Origin of the sequence: Winogradskyella bathintestinalis, from assembly GCF_030407435.1 — a bacterium.
Classification (GTDB): Bacteria; Bacteroidota; Bacteroidia; order Flavobacteriales; family Flavobacteriaceae; genus Winogradskyella; species Winogradskyella bathintestinalis.
Genome location: NZ_JASDDK010000002.1, coordinates 498,981 through 518,910, shown reverse-complemented (window position 1 = coordinate 518,910; position 19,930 = coordinate 498,981). Strand labels below are relative to the sequence as shown.

Here is a 19,930-nt window from a genome sequence, read left to right as displayed (position 1 = left end):
ATCGAATAATATCACCAAATGAATTCTGTTCAATATTTACAAAGAATCAATGTGTGTAAGTTGAATACTAACTCTTTGGTAGTAAGTTAATTAAAGAGTCTTTCGTAAAATAGAAATTATCTGTCTAATTTTTTAGTTGTTCTGTTCTCTGACAGTCGTCATGGAATCATTTTTCTTCCTAATTAATAATAAGCCTAAAAACATTATTAATCCGTTATATATTAATATTTCGAACCCAATTTCGTGTCCATTAAACAAATCTTTAGAATAAAGGTTTAATGCATAAGATATTAGGGGAGCGACAATAGCAATAATCCAAACATACCGATCTTTTATTTGTGATTTGGTGATTAATCCGAAAGCAAACAAGCCTAATAAAGGTCCGTATGTGTAACCAGCAGCTTTAAAAAGTTCCCAAATTACGGAAACATCTGTAAAAATTAAATCGAACAACAGTATAACAATAACTAACACAATACTAAAGCCAATATGAACACGTTTCCTTAAGCTTTTTCTTTTAGGTTCTGGTCGGTTTTCAATATTTAAAATATCGAAACAAAATGAGGTGGTCAAAGAGGTTAAAGCCGAATCTGCGCTAGAATAAGCGGCTGCAATTAAACCTAATAGAAAGAAGGCAGAAGTAGCAATACCTATTTCAGGAAGCATTGCAATGGTTGGAAATAAGTCGTCTTTTGTAGCGGTAAGCCCATTTTTAGCTGCATACTGTGTGAGCATTAATCCTAGTACCAAAAAAAGAATATTCACAAAAATCAACACAATACTAAAGGTAACCATGTTTTTCTGGGCATCTCTCAAATTACGACAAGTCAAGTTTTTTTGCATCATATCTTGGTCTAGTCCAGTCATGGTGATGGTAATAAAAATTCCCGATAAAAAACTCTTCCAAAAGTATTGCGAATCGTTACCATCTTCAAAAAAGAATACCTTGCTTAATTGACTTTCTTTGGTATAGGTAATAAGATCTCCTATGCTATTTAAATCTAAAGCAGAGGCTAAAAACACAATGGTTACCACAACAGAAACCAGCATAAATAAGGTCTGCAACGTATCTGTAAAAATAATTGTTTTAATGCCTCCTTTAAATGTGTAAAGCCATATTAAAGCAATAGTAATCATTACTGTAAAAGCAAACGGGATGTCAAAAAGATCAAACACCAATAATTGTAAAACTTTGGCGACTAAAAACAAACGGAATGCTGCACCAACGGTTCTAGATATGAGAAAAGCGACAGAGCCTGTTTTATAACTAACAATTCCAAAACGATCTCTTAAATATGTGTAGATTGAGGTTAGGTTTAGCTTATAGTACAGTGGTAATAAGACATAAGCTATAATGAGATAACCAAAAAAGTAACCAAAAACCACTTGCAAATACCCAAATTGTTTTGCCTCTACAGCTCCTGGAACTGAAATAAAAGTAACACCAGATAAAGACGCACCGATCATCCCAAACGCTACTAAATACCACGGTGCAGATTTGTTAGCCTTAAAAAAAGCAGCATTAGAATCTTCTTTTCCAGTGAAATAGGATATCAAAACAAGCAATCCGAAGTAAGCTGCAATTAATATTAATATAGATATCGGAGACATAAATTAGGGATTATTAGTATTATTTTTGAAAAGTAGTACTTTTGAAAAAAACAGACCGCTTAAAAAATGAATTATTTATGAAAAAAATTGTTTGCATTTCTGCATATATCCTGTTTGGTTTGTCTCTTTATGCTCAAGATTATAAACAGCTCATTGCGGAAGGAGAATCTACTGTAGAAGAAATAATTGAAGTAGCAGAACGTCACTTTGATACTGTAGGTAGAGAACGAGGTAGAGGGTACAAGCCATTTAGAAGATGGCAGTATTTTGCAGAACGTGCCATGGATGAATCAGGAAAAGTAAAATCTCCTGAGTTTTATTACAAAGAATTACAAGATTATAATGCGAGAATTAATAATGAAAGTTTAGCGGCTAGAACCATTGTGGGGACGTGGCAAGAAATGGGACCAACGTATTGGAATGCGACTTCTGGTTATAATCCTGGTGTGGGCCGAATTACTTCTATTGCCACAGAAAAAGGTAATCAAAACCATATTATCGTGGGTAGCGATACAGGTGGAGTTTGGAAAAGTTTAAACGGAGGTACTACTTGGACGGTACTTACCGACAATTTAGCAAACATGGATGTCTACGCATTGGCTATAGATCCACTAAATAGTTCAACATATTTTTGGGGTTCTTATGGAGGTTCAATTTTTAAATCGGTTGACGGAGGTGCTACATGGTCGTTATTAGGTAATTTGCCTGGTGGCGGAAGAGTGAACAAAATTTTAGTTCATCCAACAGACACTTCAAAAATGTATTGTAGCTCTGAAGGTGGTGGTTTGTTTAAGTCTGTAGATGGCGGTTTTAATTGGTCTATAATACATCATACGGCTACCAATGGTTATGATTTTGAATTTAAATCGGGCGATCCTGATGTGATCTATGCTTCAGGCAACAATGTATACAAGTCAGTAAATGGAGGTTTAAGTTTCGAAATTTTTGAGGAAGCATCAATTTGGGATCAAGAATTTATTTCTGGGTCTATTTCTTGGACTACAAGTGGATCAAACATAAACAATTCTGTGGTTCCAAGAACAGGAGAATCCATGGGATTATTTTATGTCGAAAATTATTCAAATCCTATGACCCAATTAATAAGTCCGGCATTAGATTTATCAGAAACAGTATCACCAGAACTAAAGTTCTCTTTTACACAAGTAGGTTGGGATGGCGATATTGATGCTTTAAAGGTGTTATACAAAACATCGGCTACAGCAAATTGGATAGAACTTGCGAATTATACAGCAGAAGTAACTAATTGGTCTGATATAACCCTTAGTTTACCAAATCCATCAGCAAATTACTATGTTGCTTTTGAAGGAACAGCTAATTACGGTAGAGGTATAACATTAGATGATGTGTCAATCGAATCCTCCAATTTAGGAGTGGTATTTTCAGATGGTTTTGAATCTACTTCCAATGCCTTTGGTTTCGGACCTAAGTTAATTGGGGTGTCTCCTGACAATCCTTCGGTTGTCTATGTTTTAGAAGCAAAAGATAATGTATTTGGTGGAATATATAAATCTACGGATAATGGTTCTACGTTTTCGAAACTGAATCATACTAATAAAAATTATTTTGGTTATGATTCTTTTGCTTCAGATGACAAAGGTCAAGCACCACGAGATATGGCTATTGCTGTAAACCCTAATAATATAAACGATGTGCATATTGCAGGTATTAATACCTGGCGATCAACGAATGGAGGTACTGATTTTACTATAAGTTCACAATGGACTCCTTACGATGCTTATATAGGTAATGTTGGCTATTGTCACGCCGATGTGGATATTTTAGAATTTGTAGGCAATGGAGCCAATACTAAGCTTTTGGTAGGTACAGATGGAGGTATATATAGTGCAGAGAATCCTACAGTAGTAAACAACCAATATTACACTGATTTAACAGCAGGTTTAGGTATTAGACAATTTTATAAAATTGGAGTCAGCCAAACCAATCCTGTTATAGTAACTGGTGGTTCTCAAGATAACGGATCGTCAATTCTTGGATCTGATGGTAATTGGACTGACTGGTTTGGTGCAGATGGCATGGAAGGTTTTATAGATAAAAACAATTCACAGGTTATTTATGGTACCGCTCAATATGGTAATTTGATTAAAAGTTTTGATAGCGGAGCAAATGTTTCTTATTTAACACAACCCGAGGATAAGGGTGGCGACTATTCATGGAATTGGGTGGTGCCTTTTGAACAAGATCCTGTATTACAAAATGTTGTGTATTGTGCTTTTGATGTCGTTTATAAATCGGTAGATGGTGGGTTTAATTGGATTGCTATTTCGCCAGAATTTTCTGGAAATATTGATCATTTTAAAGTGGCATCAACAAATAGTAATATAATGTATGTGGCTATTAATGGCATCTTTGTTTACTCTACCGATGGCGGAATGAATTGGGTACAATCCTCTTTAAATTTAGGTGGTGGACGAATAAATGAGATCGCTGTACATCCTACAGATCCTAGTAAGATTGCTATTGCAACCACAAACAATCAAAAGGTATATATAAGTACAGATAATGGAGCGTCGTTTACATCAGTACGGTGGGATTTGCCAGGTTTCTCATCTCAAGCATTGACTTGGCAAGATAATGGTAAAGATGGACTTTACGTTGGGATGAATTACGGTATATATTATACCGATAATGAATTGGGTAATACTTGGACAGCTTTCAATAACGGTTTACCCAATGTAAGAATTAATGAGCTCGAAATTAATGCTGTCGAAGGCAAAATATACGCGGCAACTTATGGTAGAGGGTTGTGGAGTTCTAATCTTTATGACGAAACACTAGGTGTTAATAACTTTGAATTAGATGATCTGGTGTTATACCCAAACCCAGCAACTTCTGAAGTAAAGCTAAAATGGAATGTTTCTGAAGACGTATCAATTCGTATTTATAACACCTTAGGAAAATTAATGTTTTATACGAAAAGTGAGAATCTAACGAATGATTATAAGATAAATTTATCAACTTTTAAAACTGGTGTTTATTTTGTAAAATTAAATACGTCCAAAGGCGAAATCACTAAAAAACTTATCTTGAATTAAAATTGCAAATCATAACTAAAGTCCAGTTGTAAAGTCTTTGCAATTGGGCTTTTTTATTTGCAAAAATCAGTACCTTCGTAATCATGGAATTTTCATCAAAACTCTTAGAGAACGCTGTCAACGAAATGTCGCAATTACCCGGAATCGGTAAGCGTACAGCACTGCGTTTAGTCTTACATTTACTGCGTCAGCCAGAAAGTCAAACGAATCAATTAGCAAATGCTTTATCAAAGGTACGAAGAGAAATAAATTTCTGTAAATCGTGTCATAATATCAGTGATAAGGTATTGTGTGAAATCTGCGAAAACCCTAATAGAAACAGTGAAATTATCTGTGTGGTTGAAGATATTAGAGATGTTATGGCAGTAGAAAATACCAGTTCTTTTAAAGGGTTGTATCATGTTTTAGGTGGAAAAATATCACCAATGGATGGTATTGGTCCCCAAGATTTAAATATAAGCTCGTTAGTAGGCAAAGTTAAAGAAGGTAAAGTAAAGGAATTGATTTTTGCCATGAGCCCTACGATGGAAGGAGACACCACTAATTTTTATATTTTCAGACAAATACAAGACTGTAACGTGGCTACATCTACTATAGCTAGAGGGGTTGCGGTAGGTAACGAATTAGAGTATACGGATGAAATCACTTTAGGACGAAGTATTATGGACCGTGTACCTTTTGAAGCCTCATTAAAATCGTAATGAAATTATCTATCATCATATTAAATTATAATGTACGCTATTTTTTAGAATTATGTCTAAAGAGTGTGGAAGATGCCATTGCTCAATTGGATGCCGAAATTATTGTGGTGGATAACAACTCTCCCGATGATAGTTGTGCTATGGTAAAGCAATTATTTCCTCAAGTAAAACTAATCGAAAATAACGAAAACTCAGGATTTTCTAAAGGCAATAATCGTGGCGTGGCTACAGCTAAGGGTGAATATCTTTGCATTTTAAATCCAGATACAGTGGTAGCAGAAGATACGTTTTTAAAACTTATTGATTTTGCTGATTCTACAAATAATCTAGGTATTGTTGGTTGTCAGCTTATCGATGGTCGAGGAGAATTTCTTCCAGAAAGTAAGCGCAATATACCAACTCCCATCGTCTCCCTAAAAAAAGTATTAGGCAATGGAAGCGCTTATTATGCAAACCATGTGTCCTCAGAAGGCACTGCTAAAGTGGATATATTAGTTGGTGCATTTATGTGGCTAAAAAAAGACGTTTATGAATCTGTTGGAGGCTTTGATGAAGACTATTTTATGTACGGTGAAGATATAGACTTGTCCTATAAAGTAGTGAAAGCCGGTTACGATAATTATTATTATGGTAAGACAACTATTATTCATTTTAAGGGAGAAAGTACACTAAAAGATGCCAAATATGCACAACGCTTTTACGGAGCTATGCAGATATTTTATAAAAAACATTTTAAACAGAACTTGTTTTTTAATGCTATGGTTTGGTTAGGTATTAAAACGGCACAGATGTTGCGTAAATCTTCAGAGGAAGTAGAGTTAAAGTCTAAACGTTCTTATGTGTATTCTACAACGATAGACCATTCTCTTGAAAAACAATTATTAAAACCGATACTTATTACTGATACTATACTGCAAGAAATTGAAAACTGCAGTATGTTGGTATTCGATTTTAATAAGCTGAGCACCAAAGAGGTAATTAAAGAAATGAAAAACAAATCGAAGCAAAAAAATATAGTTTTTAGATTTCTACCAAAAAACAGTAAATTTATCCTCGGAAGTGATAGTGCAACCAGCAGAGGTGAAGTGCTACATTTCTAAGATGTATATAATTGAATAAAAATCAATGATTCATCTGTTTTTTTATTAATTTTGCAACCGATTACAAAATAAAGACCTTCAAATTAAAGATATGGCAAAGTTTGAACTTAAATTACCTAAAATGGGAGAAAGTGTTGCAGAAGCAACCATAACTTCATGGCTTAAAGATATTGGGGATACCATTGAAGCCGACGAAGCCGTTTTGGAAATAGCAACGGATAAAGTAGATAGTGAAGTTCCGAGTGAAGTCGATGGAGTTTTAGTTGAGAAACTTTTCGATATTGATGATGTTGTGCAAGTAGGACAGACCATTGCGGTAATTGAAACAGAAGGTGGTGAAGCGGTAGAAGTAAAAGCGACTACAGCGGAAACAAAGCCAGAGGTAGAGTCGGAAACACTTAAGGAACCAGAAACCTCAAAAGCGGTAGCTGATGTTGCAAATACGGTTGTTGCTGCAAAAACTTCAGTGGAACCTGTAGTCTCTACAGAAGATCGATTTTACTCTCCATTAGTGAAAAACATAGCTAAAGAAGAAGGTATTTCGCAGTCTGAATTAGATCGTATTTCAGGGACAGGAAAAGATAATCGCGTTACAAAAAACGATATTAAGGCTTACTTAGAATCTCGTAGTTCTTCAAATGTTACTCAGGGTGAAGAAATCATGGAGACATCAAAAACAAAACCTGTTTCAGCAACGAAAAATGATGACACCATGCAGGTGGAAGCAGCACGAAGCAGAGATTCAATAAAAAGAACTGATAATAATGTAACCGCGCCTGCAGATAAGCCAAAAACTGATAAATCTTCTGAAAAGAAAGTTACGGCATCAAATGGTGATGAGATTATAGAAATGACTAGAATGGGGAAACTCATTTCAAAATATATGGTAGATTCGGTACAGACGTCTGCACATGTGCAATCGTTTATAGAGGCCGATGTAACTGCTATCTGGAACTGGCGAAAGAAAGTGAAGAGCGATTTTATGAAGCGCGAAGGTGAAAATTTAACCTTTACTCCAATTTTTATGGAAGCGGTGACTAAAGCGTTGAAAGAATTTCCAATGATGAATATATCCGTTCAAGAAGATAAAATCATTAAAAAGAAAGCCATTAATGTTGGTATGGCAGCTGCTTTGCCAGATGGTAACTTAATTGTTCCTGTAATTAAAAATGCAGATCAGTTAAATTTATTAGGCATGGTGAAGCGTGTTAATGATTTAGCTAATAGAGCGCGTACTGGGCAATTAAGTCCAGATGACATACAAGGTGGTACATACACCGTTACCAATGTGGGAACATTTGGTAGTATTATGGGAACACCAATTATCAATCAGCCGCAAGTTGGTATTTTAGCGTTAGGTGCTATTAGAAAAACACCTGCAGTAATTGAGGGGCCAGAAGGAGATTATATTGGTATACGTTACAAAATGTATCTATCACATTCTTACGATCACCGAGTTGTTAATGGAGCGCTTGGAGGTCAGTTTGTAAAAGCCGTTAAGGATTATTTGGAAGGTTGGGATTCCGATCGAGAAATTTAAACACATCCTTTTAAAATAGGATGAGATAATAGAAAAAAGAAAAGCACAATTTAAAATTGTGCTTTTCTTTTTTGTTTAGGAAACGTTAGTTCTTGTCCTCTACAAAACCATCCCAACGTTGCATATAAGTAATAAAGGTATCACTTAACCCTTCATTTTTTAAATATTGTGCTGATACTGGAGTGTCAATAGGATTAAAGTTGTGATTTTCCATTACTTTTTTAGGAAAATCATGATGCAAAATGGCCGAACGACCAATAGTTACAAAGTCAACACCTAAGTCTAACACTTTGAGAACTTCATTGCCTGTGCCAATTTTTCCTGCAACCGTAAGTTTTACATTTTTATAGTCGAGCTGTAAAATATGTTCTAATATATTTAATGGACTTTCAGGATATTCTTCAGGGGTTTTAAAACAATCCCAAAGTGATAAATCTAAAAAGTCAATGTGATTACTATCAATTAATTGTTGCGATACTATTTTAATTTCAGATAGTTTCATGGCAAATCGTTCTGGTGATAATCGCACACCTAATAAAAATTCTGGACCACATTGAATTCGGATTTCATTAATAATTTCGAATAACAATCTTGAACGATTTTCAAGTGACCCACCATACTTATCTGTACGCTTATTAATATCAGAACTTAAAAACTGCGTTAGAATATAGCCATGCGCTCCATGGACTTCAACACCATCATATCCTGAGCGTTTTGCTCGTATTGCAGCATCTACAAAATCCTCTTTCAGTTGATATATTTCTTCTAGAGTTAATGCCCTAGCATTATGTTCTTTATTTTCAGAAGGACATACAGCTTTTTGTTCAATAACTTCTTTGGGCGAGCGCATTCCGGCATGATGCAATTGTATAACTGCTAAACTACCTTCTTCTTTTATTGCTTTTGTAAGTTTGGTATGACCTGGAATTAAATCATCCGAAAAAATACCTAACTGTCCTGAGAATCCTTTCCCGATTTTTTGGACATGAGATGCACAGGTCATCACCAAGCCAAATTGTCCTTTGGCACGCATGGTTAGCCAACGAAACTCGTCCTCTGAAAGTTGTCCGTTTTCATGACTTTGTCGATTGGTTAGCGGGGCTAGCATAAAACGGTTTTTTAGTTTCGCTCCACAATTAAATGTTACACTGTCGTCAAGATTATATTTCATAAATTATTTAAGATTTATAGGGTTGCAAAGTTCGGTTATTTATTTTTTAATTTCAAATTAGAGGAAAGATCGAGGCGATAATTTTAATCTCCATATCTTTGCATAAAAATTTAATAATAATGCAACTCAATCTCAATAAGCCGATCTGTTTTTTCGATTTAGAAACCACAGGTATAAATATTTCTAAAGACCGCATCGTAGAAATTTCCATTTTAAAAGTACACCCAAACGGGAAAGAAGAAGCTAAAACGTGGATCGTTAATCCTGAAATGCTAATTCCCGCTGAAGTTACAGCTATTCATGGAATTTCAGATGCAGATGTTGCTGATAAACCTACTTTTAAAGAATTATCTAAGGACATTTATAACTTAATAAAAGATTCTGATTTAGGTGGTTTTAATTCTAACCGTTTTGATATTCCTTTATTGGCAGAAGAAATGCTTCGAGCTGAAGTAGATTTTGATATGAAGAATACGCAATCGATAGATGTACAAACCATATTTCACAAAATGGAACAACGTACCTTGGTTGCCGCTTACAAATTCTACTGTGATAAAAGTTTAGAAGATGCGCATAGTGCAGAAGCAGATACTAAAGCGACTTACGAAGTTTTAAAAGCACAACTCGATCGTTACGAAGATTTAGAAAATGACACTAAATTTTTAGCGGAATTTAGTTCGCGCAAAAAGTTTGCCGATTTTGCTGGCTTTTTAATTTTTAATAAAGAAGGTGAAGAATGTTTTTCGTTCGGAAAACACAAAGGAAAACGTGTGTTAGATGTCTTAGAAAAAGAACCTGGTTATTTTGGTTGGTTGCTGAATGCTGACTTTCCGCTTTATACAAAGAAGGTGTTAACCGCTATAAAGTTGCGTCAGTTTAATAATAAGTTTTAAGAAAAAACATTTAGAAAATTCAACCTAGAATCTAGACATTTTTTATGATAATTATATGTATATAATTTTTACAGTCTATAAATCTAAATAGTGAAACGATCTAATATTTAACGTCGATAAAAAATGAAACTCATCTGCATAGGTCGAAACTATACCGACCACATTAAAGAATTAGAAAACGAGAAGCCGACAGATCCTGTTGTTTTTCTTAAACCAGATACTTCAATTTTATTGAAGAAACAACCCTTTTTTATTCCAGATTTTTCCAATGATGTGCATTATGAAGTTGAGGTACTCATAAAAATCAATAAGGTAGGTAAGCATATAGATAAAAAATTTGCAAATAAGTATTATGACCAAATCGGACTTGGTATTGATTTTACTGCGCGCGATCTCCAAGCGCAACTTAAAGCTAAAGGTTTGCCATGGGAGAAAGCTAAAGCCTTTGATGGTGCTGCCGTAATAGGAAAATGGTTACCAAAGTCTGAATTTCAGGACATAAACGATATCAATTTTAGTTTAGAAAAAAATGATGCGATTGTTCAAACAGGAAATACAAGTCTAATGTTATGGAAAATTGACGAAATAATAGAATATGTGTCAAAATATTTTACTTTGAAAATTGGAGATATTATATTTACAGGCACACCTGCAGGGGTTGGTAAAGTTATTGCAGAAGACCAATTAAAAGGATACCTTGAGGGCGTGGAAATGTTTTCATTAAAAATTAAATAAATGTCACAACATTATAAATTACATCGTGTACGGGAAATGGCTGATAACGACGAAGATTTCGTTGCAGCTCTAGCCGCTGCTTTTTTAGAAGAAGTACCAGAAGATGCTGAGCGATTAAGAAAAGGCGTGCCAGCGAAGGACTATAAAGACGTCTATCAAGCGGCTCATAAAATGAAACCGACTATAGATTTGTTTGAACTTGGAGTTTTAGATACCTTGATTGAAGTACAGGATTGGGGAAAGTTTGAGCAAACTGACAAAAATGTAGATCAACAATTGACTATGGTTTTGACTGCTGTCGATAATGCGGTTAATGAAATTAAAGCCGATTTCGGACTTTAAATCACTGTATTAAATGCAAGCAGAGATTATTACTATTGGAGATGAGATACTCATCGGTCAGATTGTGGATACCAATTCGGCATTTTTAGGTAAGGCTTTCAACAAAATTGGCATTTCTATTTATCAGATAACCTCAGTGCAAGATGACGAATCTCATATTCTTAAAGCGCTTAAAGAAGCTGAAGAGAATGCAGATATTATTATCATCACCGGTGGGTTGGGACCTACTAAAGACGATATAACTAAACACACTATTTGTCAATATTTCAATGATACTTTGGTAGAAGATAAAGCTGTATTAGCTCATGTAGAGCAGATTTTCTCAAAATATAGTACGGCGCCACTTTTGGAAGTCAACAAGCAACAAGCTTTAGTACCTTCAAAATCTAAAGTATTAATGAATCATAATGGAACCGCACCTGGAATGTGGTTAGAAAAAAATGGGAAAGTGATTGTGTCGCTTCCTGGAGTGCCTTATGAAATGAAGGCATTAATTACAGAACAGGTAATTCCAGAGTTAAGAAAAAAATTTAAGTTTCCTTATATATTACACAAAACAATCCTAACCTATGGTCGTGGGGAAAGTGCTTTAGCGGATCAAATTGAGAATTGGGCGGATAATTTACCCAGCTTTATTAAGTTAGCTTATTTACCAAGTTTAGGGCGTGTACGATTGCGATTATCAGGAAAATCATTTGATAAAAAAGCGCTCGAAAACGAAATTCAAAATCAAGTTAATTTATTATTACCTCAAATAGAAGATGTTTTTGTTGGTTATGAAGAAGACTTATCCTTAGAGGCTATAATTGGTGAACAATTAACCTTAGCTGGAAAAACTTTAGCTACAGCCGAAAGTTGTACAGGCGGACGTATTGCAGAATCCTTAACTGCCAATGCTGGTGCTTCAACCTATTTTAAAGGCAGTATTGTGGCTTATGCAACGGAAACGAAAGTGAAAATATTAAATGTTTCTCAAGAGGACATTAATACCTATTCCGTAGTCAGTAAAGAGGTGGCAGAAAGCATGGCGAAGAATGCAAGAACCTTATTCAATACCGATTACGCCATAAGTACCACAGGTAATGCTGGCCCTTCAAAAGGCGAATCTGATGCAGACGTTGGTACTGTTTGGATTGCTATTGCTACAAAAGAGAGGGTTTATTCTGAATTTTTTAATTTTGGAAATCATCGAGAAAAAGTGATTGGCAGAGCTACAAATAAAGCTTTTGAAATGCTTCAGAAACTTTTTTTGAAAAAGTAGAGTTTTAAGTTTGCTGAAATGTAAAGTTTTATTAAATTTGCACCCTGTTTAAAATATCCATGTTCGGATTTTAGATTCTTAATACTACTATTTGATGACCATGTCTTCAATAACAATGACGGAATTAAGAGTTAACAGAAAAATAATAATAGACCTAAAGAAAGAAAACAATGTCAAGAGTTTGTGAACTTACTGGGAAAAAAGCGATGGTTGGAAACAATGTTTCTCACGCTATGAATAAAACGAGACGTACATTTGATGCAAATTTAATGAAAAAGCGTTTTTACATTCCTTCAGAAGATAAGTGGGTAACATTAAAAGTTTCTACATCAGCATTAAAGACTATCAATAAAATTGGTATCGAAGCAATGTTAAAAGAAGCTAGAGCAAAAGGATTTTACAAATAATAGCGTCATTTAACGCTTAAGTCAATTTACAATGGCAAAAAGAGGAAATAGAATACAAGTCATCTTAGAGTGCACAGAGCATAAAACTTCTGGGAAACCTGGAACATCAAGATACATTACAACAAAGAATAAGAAGAATACGCCAGACCGTATGGAGATTAAGAAATTTAATCCTATCCTTAAGCGTATGACAGTTCATAAAGAAATTAAATAAATGTAGATTCCCATTTTATGGGGATTGTAAAAATATTTTACAATGGCAAAGAAATCAGTAGCGTCTTTACAGACAGGATCAAAACGTTTGACAAAAGCGATAAAAATGGTAAAATCACCAAAAACAGGAGCTTACATGTTTGTAGAATCTGTAATGGCACCAGAATTTGTCAATGATTTTTTAAATAAAAAATAATCTTTTTTACTATAAAGATTAACGGAACTGCTTTCTTATGAAAGCAGTTTTTTTATGGCTATATTTGAATGTTTTTATGACAATTTAGCAGTAAATCTTTAAGGGCAAGGTTGTTGTATTTGTTTTTGGCGTTACCCTTGAAACCTATGATATTTTAGAATATTGTAGAAAACGGGGAAGGCTTACAAAATGCTATCTTCGTAGAGCTTAATTAATTTGCTCAAATTCGACGCATTAGCGATTTTTGTTAAAGTAAAATATGTTGGGTAGAGTACTCCTTGACACAGCAAAAAATAACTAAATATCTAACAACCAGAAATAATGAGTTTTTTTAAAAAAATATTCTCTTCCGACAAAAAAGAAACATTAGATAAGGGTTTAGAGAAATCTAAAACTTCATTTTTTAGTAAACTAAATAAAGCCGTTGCCGGAAAATCTAAAGTCGATGAAGACGTCTTAGATAATCTTGAAGAAATATTAGTGACAAGCGATGTAGGTGTTAACACAACATTAAAAGTTATTGATAGAATTGAAGCACGCGTCTCGAAAGATAAATATTTAGGAACTTCAGAACTTAATAAAATATTAAGAGAAGAAATTGCAGCCTTATTGTCTGAAATCGAATCAGGCGAAGAAACTGAATATACTATACCCAAATTACCAAATCAAGCAGACGGTACAAAGACTCCATATGTGTTAATGGTCGTTGGAGTTAATGGTGTTGGTAAGACTACAACTATAGGTAAATTAGCTTATCAATTTAAAAAGAAAGGTTTAAAAGTTGTTCTTGGTGCTGCAGATACGTTTAGAGCAGCTGCTATAGATCAATTACAAGTTTGGGCAGATCGTGTAGATGTTCCCATGATAAAACAAAAAATGGGTTCTGATCCCGCATCTGTTGCTTTTGATGCTGTAAAATCTGGCGTGAACCAAGATGCTGACGTAATTATAATTGATACTGCTGGACGATTACACAATAAAATCAACTTAATGAACGAGCTAACCAAGGTAAAACGCGTAATGCAGAAAGTTATTGGTGATGCACCTCACGATGTGTTATTGGTATTAGATGGTTCAACAGGTCAGAATGCTTTTGAGCAGGCTAAACAATTTACGGCAGCAACAGAAGTAACGTCTTTAGCTGTAACCAAATTAGACGGTACGGCCAAAGGTGGTGTTGTGATTGGAATTAGCGATCAATTTCAAATTCCTGTAAAATATATTGGAGTAGGAGAGGGCATTGAAGATTTGCAGGTTTTTAATAAGTACGAGTTTGTGGATTCTTTCTTTAAATAATAGATATATTCACGAAAACAGAAATCCTTATAATATAAATAAAGCTTCAATAATAGGGAAGCAAAAATTTTAAAGCCGAATACAATAGTAATAGTTGTATTCGGCTTTTTTCGTTGTTCAGAGGTCTTATCCATTGTTCGGATGTCTATCGACATTATTTACAGATGCTCATGGTTATGGATAGATAATTTAACCGTTTCACCCTGTTTTACATCATAATTTATAATTTTATACCAGCCACTAAATCAATTTTTTACACACAAATTTGAGCAATCGTAAATCAAAAACTGAATATCGTAAATCATTCCGTATCTTTGCAAACTGATTTACAAAAAGCATGAGAACCAAAACTATAAAAAAGAATAGAATCAACGTTGTTACACTGGGTTGTAGTAAAAATGTTTACGATAGTGAAGTGTTAATGGGACAACTAAAAGCAAGCGGCAAAGACGTGGTCCATGAGCAAGAAGGCAATGTGGTAGTGATTAACACTTGTGGCTTTATTAATAACGCCAAAGAAGAGAGTGTGAATACTATTCTCGAGTTTATGAAGAAAAAAGAAGAGGGCGATGTCGATAAGGTTTTTGTAACCGGTTGTTTGAGCGAGCGCTATAAACCAGACTTGCAAAAAGAAATTCCAAATGTAGATCAATATTTTGGTACCACTGAATTACCGGGTTTATTAAAAGCTTTAGGTGCAGATTATAAACACGAATTAATTGGTGAACGTTTAACAACAACTCCAAAAAATTACGCATATCTTAAAATTGCGGAAGGTTGTGACAGGCCTTGTAGCTTTTGTGCTATTCCGATTATGCGTGGAAAACATAGAAGTACTCCTATTGAAAATTTAGTGACCGAAGCTGAGAAATTGGCAGCTTCCGGTGTTAAAGAATTAATTCTTATTGCACAAGATTTGACCTATTACGGTTTAGATTTATATAAGAAAAGAAACTTGGCTGAATTATTAGAAAACTTAGTTAAAGTTGACGGCATTGAATGGATTCGTTTACATTATGCGTTTCCGACTGGTTTTCCGATGGATGTACTAGACGTTATGAAACGAGAACCGAAGATCTGTAATTATTTAGATATTCCTTTACAGCATATTTCTAATGATTTATTAAAGTCGATGCGTCGTGGTACAACCAAAGAAAAGACGACTAAACTCATTAAAGAATTTAGAGCTATAGTTCCTGAGATGACGATTAGAACAACACTAATTGTCGGTTATCCTGGTGAAACAGAAGAGCACTTCGAAGAACTTAAGCAATGGGTTTCAGAAATGCGTTTTGAAAGGTTAGGGTGTTTCACTTATTCTCATGAAGAAAATACACATGCTTACAATTTCGAGGACGATGTTCCTGAAGATGTAAAAATGCAACGTGCCAACGACATTATGGAGATTCAATCCCAAATATCTTGGGAATTAAACCAAGCTAAAATAGGGCAAGAGTTTAAAGTGGTTATTGATCGAAAAGAAGGGAATTATTTTGTTGGACGTACGGAGTTTGACTCGCCAGATGTGGATAATGAAGTGTTGATTGATGCGTCTTCTACATATTTAAAAACTGGTGAATTTGCGACTATTAAGGTAACTGAAGCAGAAGACTTTGATCTTTATGGAGAAGTCGTAGCATCTAAATCGTAATAGAAAAAATCATTTATATAGAGAAGAGTTTATAACATATTTTTTAAACTATAAACTCTTCTTGCAATTTAAAATTCAGTCTATATCTTCTAAAATATTATCTGGCCAAAAATTAGGATGTTCCCCACTAAATCCAAATTTCGGTAATTGATCAATTTGTTTCATTTCTGAATCAGACAGTTTAAAATCAAAGAGTTTAATATTGGCTTCAATCCTTTTATTGGTTGTTGATTTAGGAATCACTATAACTTCATGTTGAATAATCCAACGAAGGCAAACCTTGGCAACAGTAATATCATGTGCTTTTGCTATCTTTTTTAATACGTCATTTTCAAATACTTTCCCTCTTGCTAGTGGTGACCACGATTCCACCGCAATGTTTTGTTTTTTACAATACGCAACCAGTTCTGGTTGCCAATAGCCAGGATGAAATTCTATTTGATTTACTGCTGGTTTGACGCGTGTGGTTTTAAATAACGCTTCAAGATGCTCTTCATAAAAATTACTCACGCCTATAGATTTTATTTTTCCTTCCGCTTGTAGATCCTCCATGGCTCTCCAAGCCTCGGCATTGGCGTGTTGCCAGTTATCATAGTTTTTGGAGTTGGCAGGCCAATGAATCAGATAAAGGTCAATATAATCTAAACCTAATCTGACTAGTGAATTTTCAAATTCTTGCTTAGCTGAATCATATCCTAAGTTTTTGCGCCACAATTTAGTGGTCACAAAAATGTCATCTCTCGCGACACCGCTTTGTTTAATTCCTTTTCCAACAGCTTCTTCATTTCCATAAACTGCCGCTGTATCTATTGACCTGTACCCATTTAATAGAGCATGTTTTACGGCGTCAATACCTTCTTGCTCTGTTGCTTTATAGGTTCCGAAACCTACAATTGGCATAGAATTGCCGTCATTTAGTTTGAGATTTTTCATAATGTATTGCGTTTGATATTATAGTTTATGTGATCTAAAAATTAATGCTTATTTTATTAAATAAAGCTCTATTGTTTTAAAAATGAACGTAATGGTTTTATAAAACTGTCAAATTTTTCAATATGAGGTAAATGGCCGACATTTTCTATTTCCACCAATGTTGCATTAGGGATTTTCTCTTGTGTGCTCTTTCCCAATTTATCATATAGTCCCATTGTATTTCTAACGTCTTCGGATACTAGTCCTTTACCTAGAGCTGTTCTATCTCTTGTGCCAATAATTAAAAGAGTGGTTGCCTTAATGTTTTTAAATTCGTAAACCACAGGTTGGGTAAAAACCATATCATAAGTTAACGCTGCATTCGTAAACTATCTGATTGGGCTGTTGACAATTGAAATACAAATAGAAGTGTTAATGTTAATAGTAAATTTGTTTTCATAATATTTTTTTAAGATGAGTTCTAATTTTGAAATCGTTCAATTCTAGATCTAAATCGAATAAGCAATCTTAAAACTACTAAACCAATTTCGCGGCATTCCTGGATAATAATACCTCGGTTCTGAATTGCCAAATCCCACCGCATTTATGAGTATGGAGGAGTCATAGGCTTCATTTGTAAAATTGTTAATTCCGGCATTGATTTCCATTGATAAATGTTTTGAAAGATTATTATTATAGGATAATTTCGTGCTAAAAACGGTATACTCGTCAGAATACAACGTGTTTGCATCGTTCATTGGCATTTCTCCAATATGAAGGAAATTAGTGTTTAAAGTGAAATTTTTAAATCCGAATTGAATTCCACCGTTTACTTTTCTACTTGGTACACCTGTTAATTCGTTACCGGAAAAATCATTTTCATCATCTACAAAATCGATAAATTTATTGTCGGAAAGTTCAGCATTCAAATATGGAGTAATTAAAAAATTGTTGTTGAAGGATTGTGTATAAGATAGGGCCAGTTCAATTCCTTTGTGTTCGGTTTTTCCGGCATTACGGCCAATGTACTGATCGTCGCCTACGCGTTCGGCCACAAGCAGATTGTCAATATCTAGTAAATAGGCCGAAATATGTATTTGTAAACGTCCTTTGAGTAAGCTTACTTCGCTTCCAATTTCATAATTAAATCCTGTTTCGGGCCCCAAATCAGGATTAATAACACCTTCTGGCGTCAGCGTTTCTTCAATGGATGGATAATTAAAGCCACGACTGAAATTCGCATAAACATTGGCATGGGGCGTGAACTGGTATAGAAGATTCACATTTGGTGCGAAAATAGGATCAAAATCGCGATCTGCATTGAGGTTGGCTTCTCCAACGTTAAAATCATCCGTGAACGAATAATTGGTGGTATTCACGTTAATACCAAATTGCGCTTTTATCTTTGTGGTAAATGGAAGTGTGGCCGTCGCAAAAACGTTAAAATTATTTCGGTTTTCAATATTGTCGCTGAGGGTTTGGCCTTCTAAACTCCCGTTACCATTATTTTCGTCGTAGAGATTTTCTATGGTTTTCCAGTTGTATTGATCCTTATAAATTTCACCACCAAAACTGAGATTGGCTTTATTGTTTAAAAAATTAAAATCCTTAGCGAATAGTGTTCTTGCACCATAACCGTTGGTGTATTCATCTAATATATTAAATGGTCGTGGTTCATAATGATCCAAGTACGTATAAAAAAATGTGGTGGTATTACTAAAATGGTCAGAAAAGCGGTGTGTATAATTTAGGCCTGCTAAAATCTGTTGATTGTCCTCATAACCTTCAGCGGCATTCCATGTAAAAGCAGCTTGGGACGGATCTTCTTCAAATGCTGTTTTACTAATGGAACTGGGAATTTGGGCAAAATAATCCGTGTAATTCATTAAAACGCCGAGCTCATTTTTTTTATCAAATCTATAATTGGCCGTTAAGAAAACTGCGTGGCGAGTGTAACTATTGTTATCGCGAAAACCGTCTGTTTCTAGATAATCATAATTCAGGTTGAGCGCTAATTTATCAGTTGCGGTAGCGAAAGACACATTGTTTTTTATCAATCCATAACTGCCAACGGTAAGATTGGTCTTAAAATAAGTTTCTCCTTTTAAGGCTTGTTTTGAATTTAACAATAAAGTTCCGCCTAAATTAGTCCCATATTGTGTGGCTTTCGGACCTTTAACGATTTCTAGATTTTCTATATCTTCAGGGTCAAATGCATCAATAGCCGTATCGCCTGTGCCATTTGTAATCGGAATACCATTAAAATAGGCGCGTATTTTATTGGTGCCATAGAGCGTTCGAGAGCCAACACCTCTAATAACAATTCTGTTGGTATTTATGGCGCCACTTTGAATATAAATACCAGGGGTTTCGTTAATGGCAGAAACCAAATCTACAGGACTATAGGTTTCAATTTTTTCTGAAGTCACTTTAGCCGTGGGAATAATGATTTGACTTTCTTTTTGGTAGGTGGAAGAAATAATTACTTCCTCAAGATTCTGTGTGTTTTCTAATTCCAAAAGCTTAATTGTGCTATTGTTTTTTGAAAATATCACAGTTTTAATATAATAATCGGGATGTTTTAAAATCAGTTCAATAGGAAGCTGATAAGTTTCAGATAACGTAAAAATACCGTCGGCATTGGTTTCAGCAATAATTTCGTTATTAATAAAAATCGAAACGTCTGGTATAGTTGCGTCTGAATAATCAGTCACACGACCGCTAATATTTTGAGCATGTAGAGGATTGATAATGGCGATTAAAAATATAATCGCCATTATTTTAAATTGTATTTCTTTCATGTGATACTTAAAGTGTGGATTTTTAG

Annotated in this window: 17 protein-coding genes and 1 pseudogene; 13 read left to right on the top strand and 5 right to left on the bottom strand. The window is 34.6% G+C overall.

Features of this window, described 5'->3' with window-relative positions; translation table 11 throughout:
* Positions 1 to 132: 132 nt before the first annotated feature.
* Positions 133 to 1,611: a sodium:solute symporter gene (locus QMA06_RS07250; RefSeq protein WP_290206202.1), complete on the bottom strand. Its 1,479-nt coding sequence runs from the start codon at positions 1,609 to 1,611 to the stop codon at positions 133 to 135.
* Between the two features lie 77 nt (positions 1,612 to 1,688).
* Here QMA06_RS07250 and QMA06_RS07245 point away from each other — a divergent pair, with 77 nt between their 5' ends.
* The 4 genes from QMA06_RS07245 (at position 1,689) to QMA06_RS07230 (ending at position 8,026) form a co-directional block, all read left to right on the top strand.
* Complete coding sequence (locus QMA06_RS07245; protein WP_290206201.1) at positions 1,689 to 4,685, top strand: T9SS type A sorting domain-containing protein; 2,997 nt, start codon at positions 1,689 to 1,691, stop codon at positions 4,683 to 4,685.
* Between the two features lie 83 nt (positions 4,686 to 4,768).
* Complete coding sequence (gene recR / locus QMA06_RS07240) at positions 4,769 to 5,386, top strand: recombination mediator RecR (protein ID WP_290206200.1); 618 nt, start codon at positions 4,769 to 4,771, stop codon at positions 5,384 to 5,386.
* Positions 5,386 to 6,486 (top strand): glycosyltransferase family 2 protein, encoded by a 1,101-nt coding sequence (locus tag QMA06_RS07235; protein ID WP_290206199.1) that lies wholly within the window; start codon positions 5,386 to 5,388, stop codon positions 6,484 to 6,486. Before recR ends, QMA06_RS07235 begins: the two co-directional genes overlap by 1 nt.
* Positions 6,487 to 6,577: 91 nt before the next feature.
* Positions 6,578 to 8,026, top strand: a complete 1,449-nt coding sequence (locus QMA06_RS07230) for a dihydrolipoamide acetyltransferase family protein (RefSeq protein ID WP_290206198.1) — start codon at positions 6,578 to 6,580, stop codon at positions 8,024 to 8,026.
* Positions 8,027 to 8,111: 85 nt separating this feature from the next.
* Here QMA06_RS07230 and QMA06_RS07225 read toward each other — a convergent pair whose 3' ends face one another.
* The gene (locus QMA06_RS07225) at positions 8,112 to 9,197 is read right to left on the bottom strand and encodes an NADH:flavin oxidoreductase (protein WP_290206197.1); all 1,086 of its coding nucleotides are present in this window, start codon (positions 9,195 to 9,197) and stop codon (positions 8,112 to 8,114) included.
* Positions 9,198 to 9,316: 119 nt separating this feature from the next.
* Here QMA06_RS07225 and QMA06_RS07220 point away from each other — a divergent pair, with 119 nt between their 5' ends.
* The 9 genes from QMA06_RS07220 (at position 9,317) to rimO (ending at position 16,191) form a co-directional block, all read left to right on the top strand.
* Entirely contained in the window at positions 9,317 to 10,090 is a 774-nt protein-coding gene (locus QMA06_RS07220; RefSeq protein ID WP_290206196.1) for a 3'-5' exonuclease, read from the top strand.
* Positions 10,091 to 10,213: 123 nt separating this feature from the next.
* Positions 10,214 to 10,825, top strand: coding sequence for a fumarylacetoacetate hydrolase family protein (locus QMA06_RS07215; protein ID WP_290206195.1), 612 nt, complete (start codon positions 10,214 to 10,216; stop codon positions 10,823 to 10,825).
* Entirely contained in the window at positions 10,826 to 11,167 is a 342-nt protein-coding gene (locus QMA06_RS07210; RefSeq protein WP_290206194.1) for an Hpt domain-containing protein, read from the top strand.
* A 13-nt stretch (positions 11,168 to 11,180) separates the two neighbouring features.
* Positions 11,181 to 12,428, top strand: coding sequence for a competence/damage-inducible protein A (locus QMA06_RS07205; protein WP_290206193.1), 1,248 nt, complete (start codon positions 11,181 to 11,183; stop codon positions 12,426 to 12,428).
* Positions 12,429 to 12,598: 170 nt separating this feature from the next.
* Complete coding sequence (gene rpmB / locus QMA06_RS07200; protein WP_290206192.1) at positions 12,599 to 12,835, top strand: 50S ribosomal protein L28; 237 nt, start codon at positions 12,599 to 12,601, stop codon at positions 12,833 to 12,835.
* 31 nt (positions 12,836 to 12,866) lie between these two features.
* Positions 12,867 to 13,049, top strand: a complete 183-nt coding sequence (rpmG, locus tag QMA06_RS07195) for a 50S ribosomal protein L33 (protein WP_215924165.1) — start codon at positions 12,867 to 12,869, stop codon at positions 13,047 to 13,049.
* A gap of 42 nt (positions 13,050 to 13,091) precedes the next feature.
* A complete protein-coding gene (locus tag QMA06_RS07190; protein WP_008271041.1) occupies positions 13,092 to 13,244 on the top strand; it encodes a DUF4295 domain-containing protein in 153 nt (50 codons plus the stop codon).
* Positions 13,245 to 13,565: 321 nt separating this feature from the next.
* A complete protein-coding gene (gene ftsY, locus QMA06_RS07185) occupies positions 13,566 to 14,540 on the top strand; it encodes a signal recognition particle-docking protein FtsY (protein ID WP_290206191.1) in 975 nt (324 codons plus the stop codon).
* 337 nt (positions 14,541 to 14,877) lie between these two features.
* Positions 14,878 to 16,191, top strand: coding sequence for a 30S ribosomal protein S12 methylthiotransferase RimO (gene rimO / locus QMA06_RS07180; RefSeq protein ID WP_290206190.1), 1,314 nt, complete (start codon positions 14,878 to 14,880; stop codon positions 16,189 to 16,191).
* Positions 16,192 to 16,266: 75 nt separating this feature from the next.
* Here rimO and QMA06_RS07175 read toward each other — a convergent pair whose 3' ends face one another.
* The 3 genes and pseudogenes from QMA06_RS07175 to QMA06_RS07165 all read right to left on the bottom strand — a co-directional run bounded on the left by QMA06_RS07175 (position 16,267) and on the right by QMA06_RS07165 (position 19,904).
* Complete coding sequence (locus QMA06_RS07175) at positions 16,267 to 17,124, bottom strand: aldo/keto reductase (RefSeq protein ID WP_290206189.1); 858 nt, start codon at positions 17,122 to 17,124, stop codon at positions 16,267 to 16,269.
* 68 nt (positions 17,125 to 17,192) lie between these two features.
* Positions 17,193 to 17,486: pseudogene (locus QMA06_RS07170) on the bottom strand (alpha/beta fold hydrolase); the annotation flags it as partial.
* A gap of 126 nt (positions 17,487 to 17,612) precedes the next feature.
* Complete coding sequence (locus tag QMA06_RS07165) at positions 17,613 to 19,904, bottom strand: TonB-dependent receptor domain-containing protein (RefSeq protein WP_290206188.1); 2,292 nt, start codon at positions 19,902 to 19,904, stop codon at positions 17,613 to 17,615.
* Between the last annotated feature and the right edge of the window lie 26 nt (positions 19,905 to 19,930).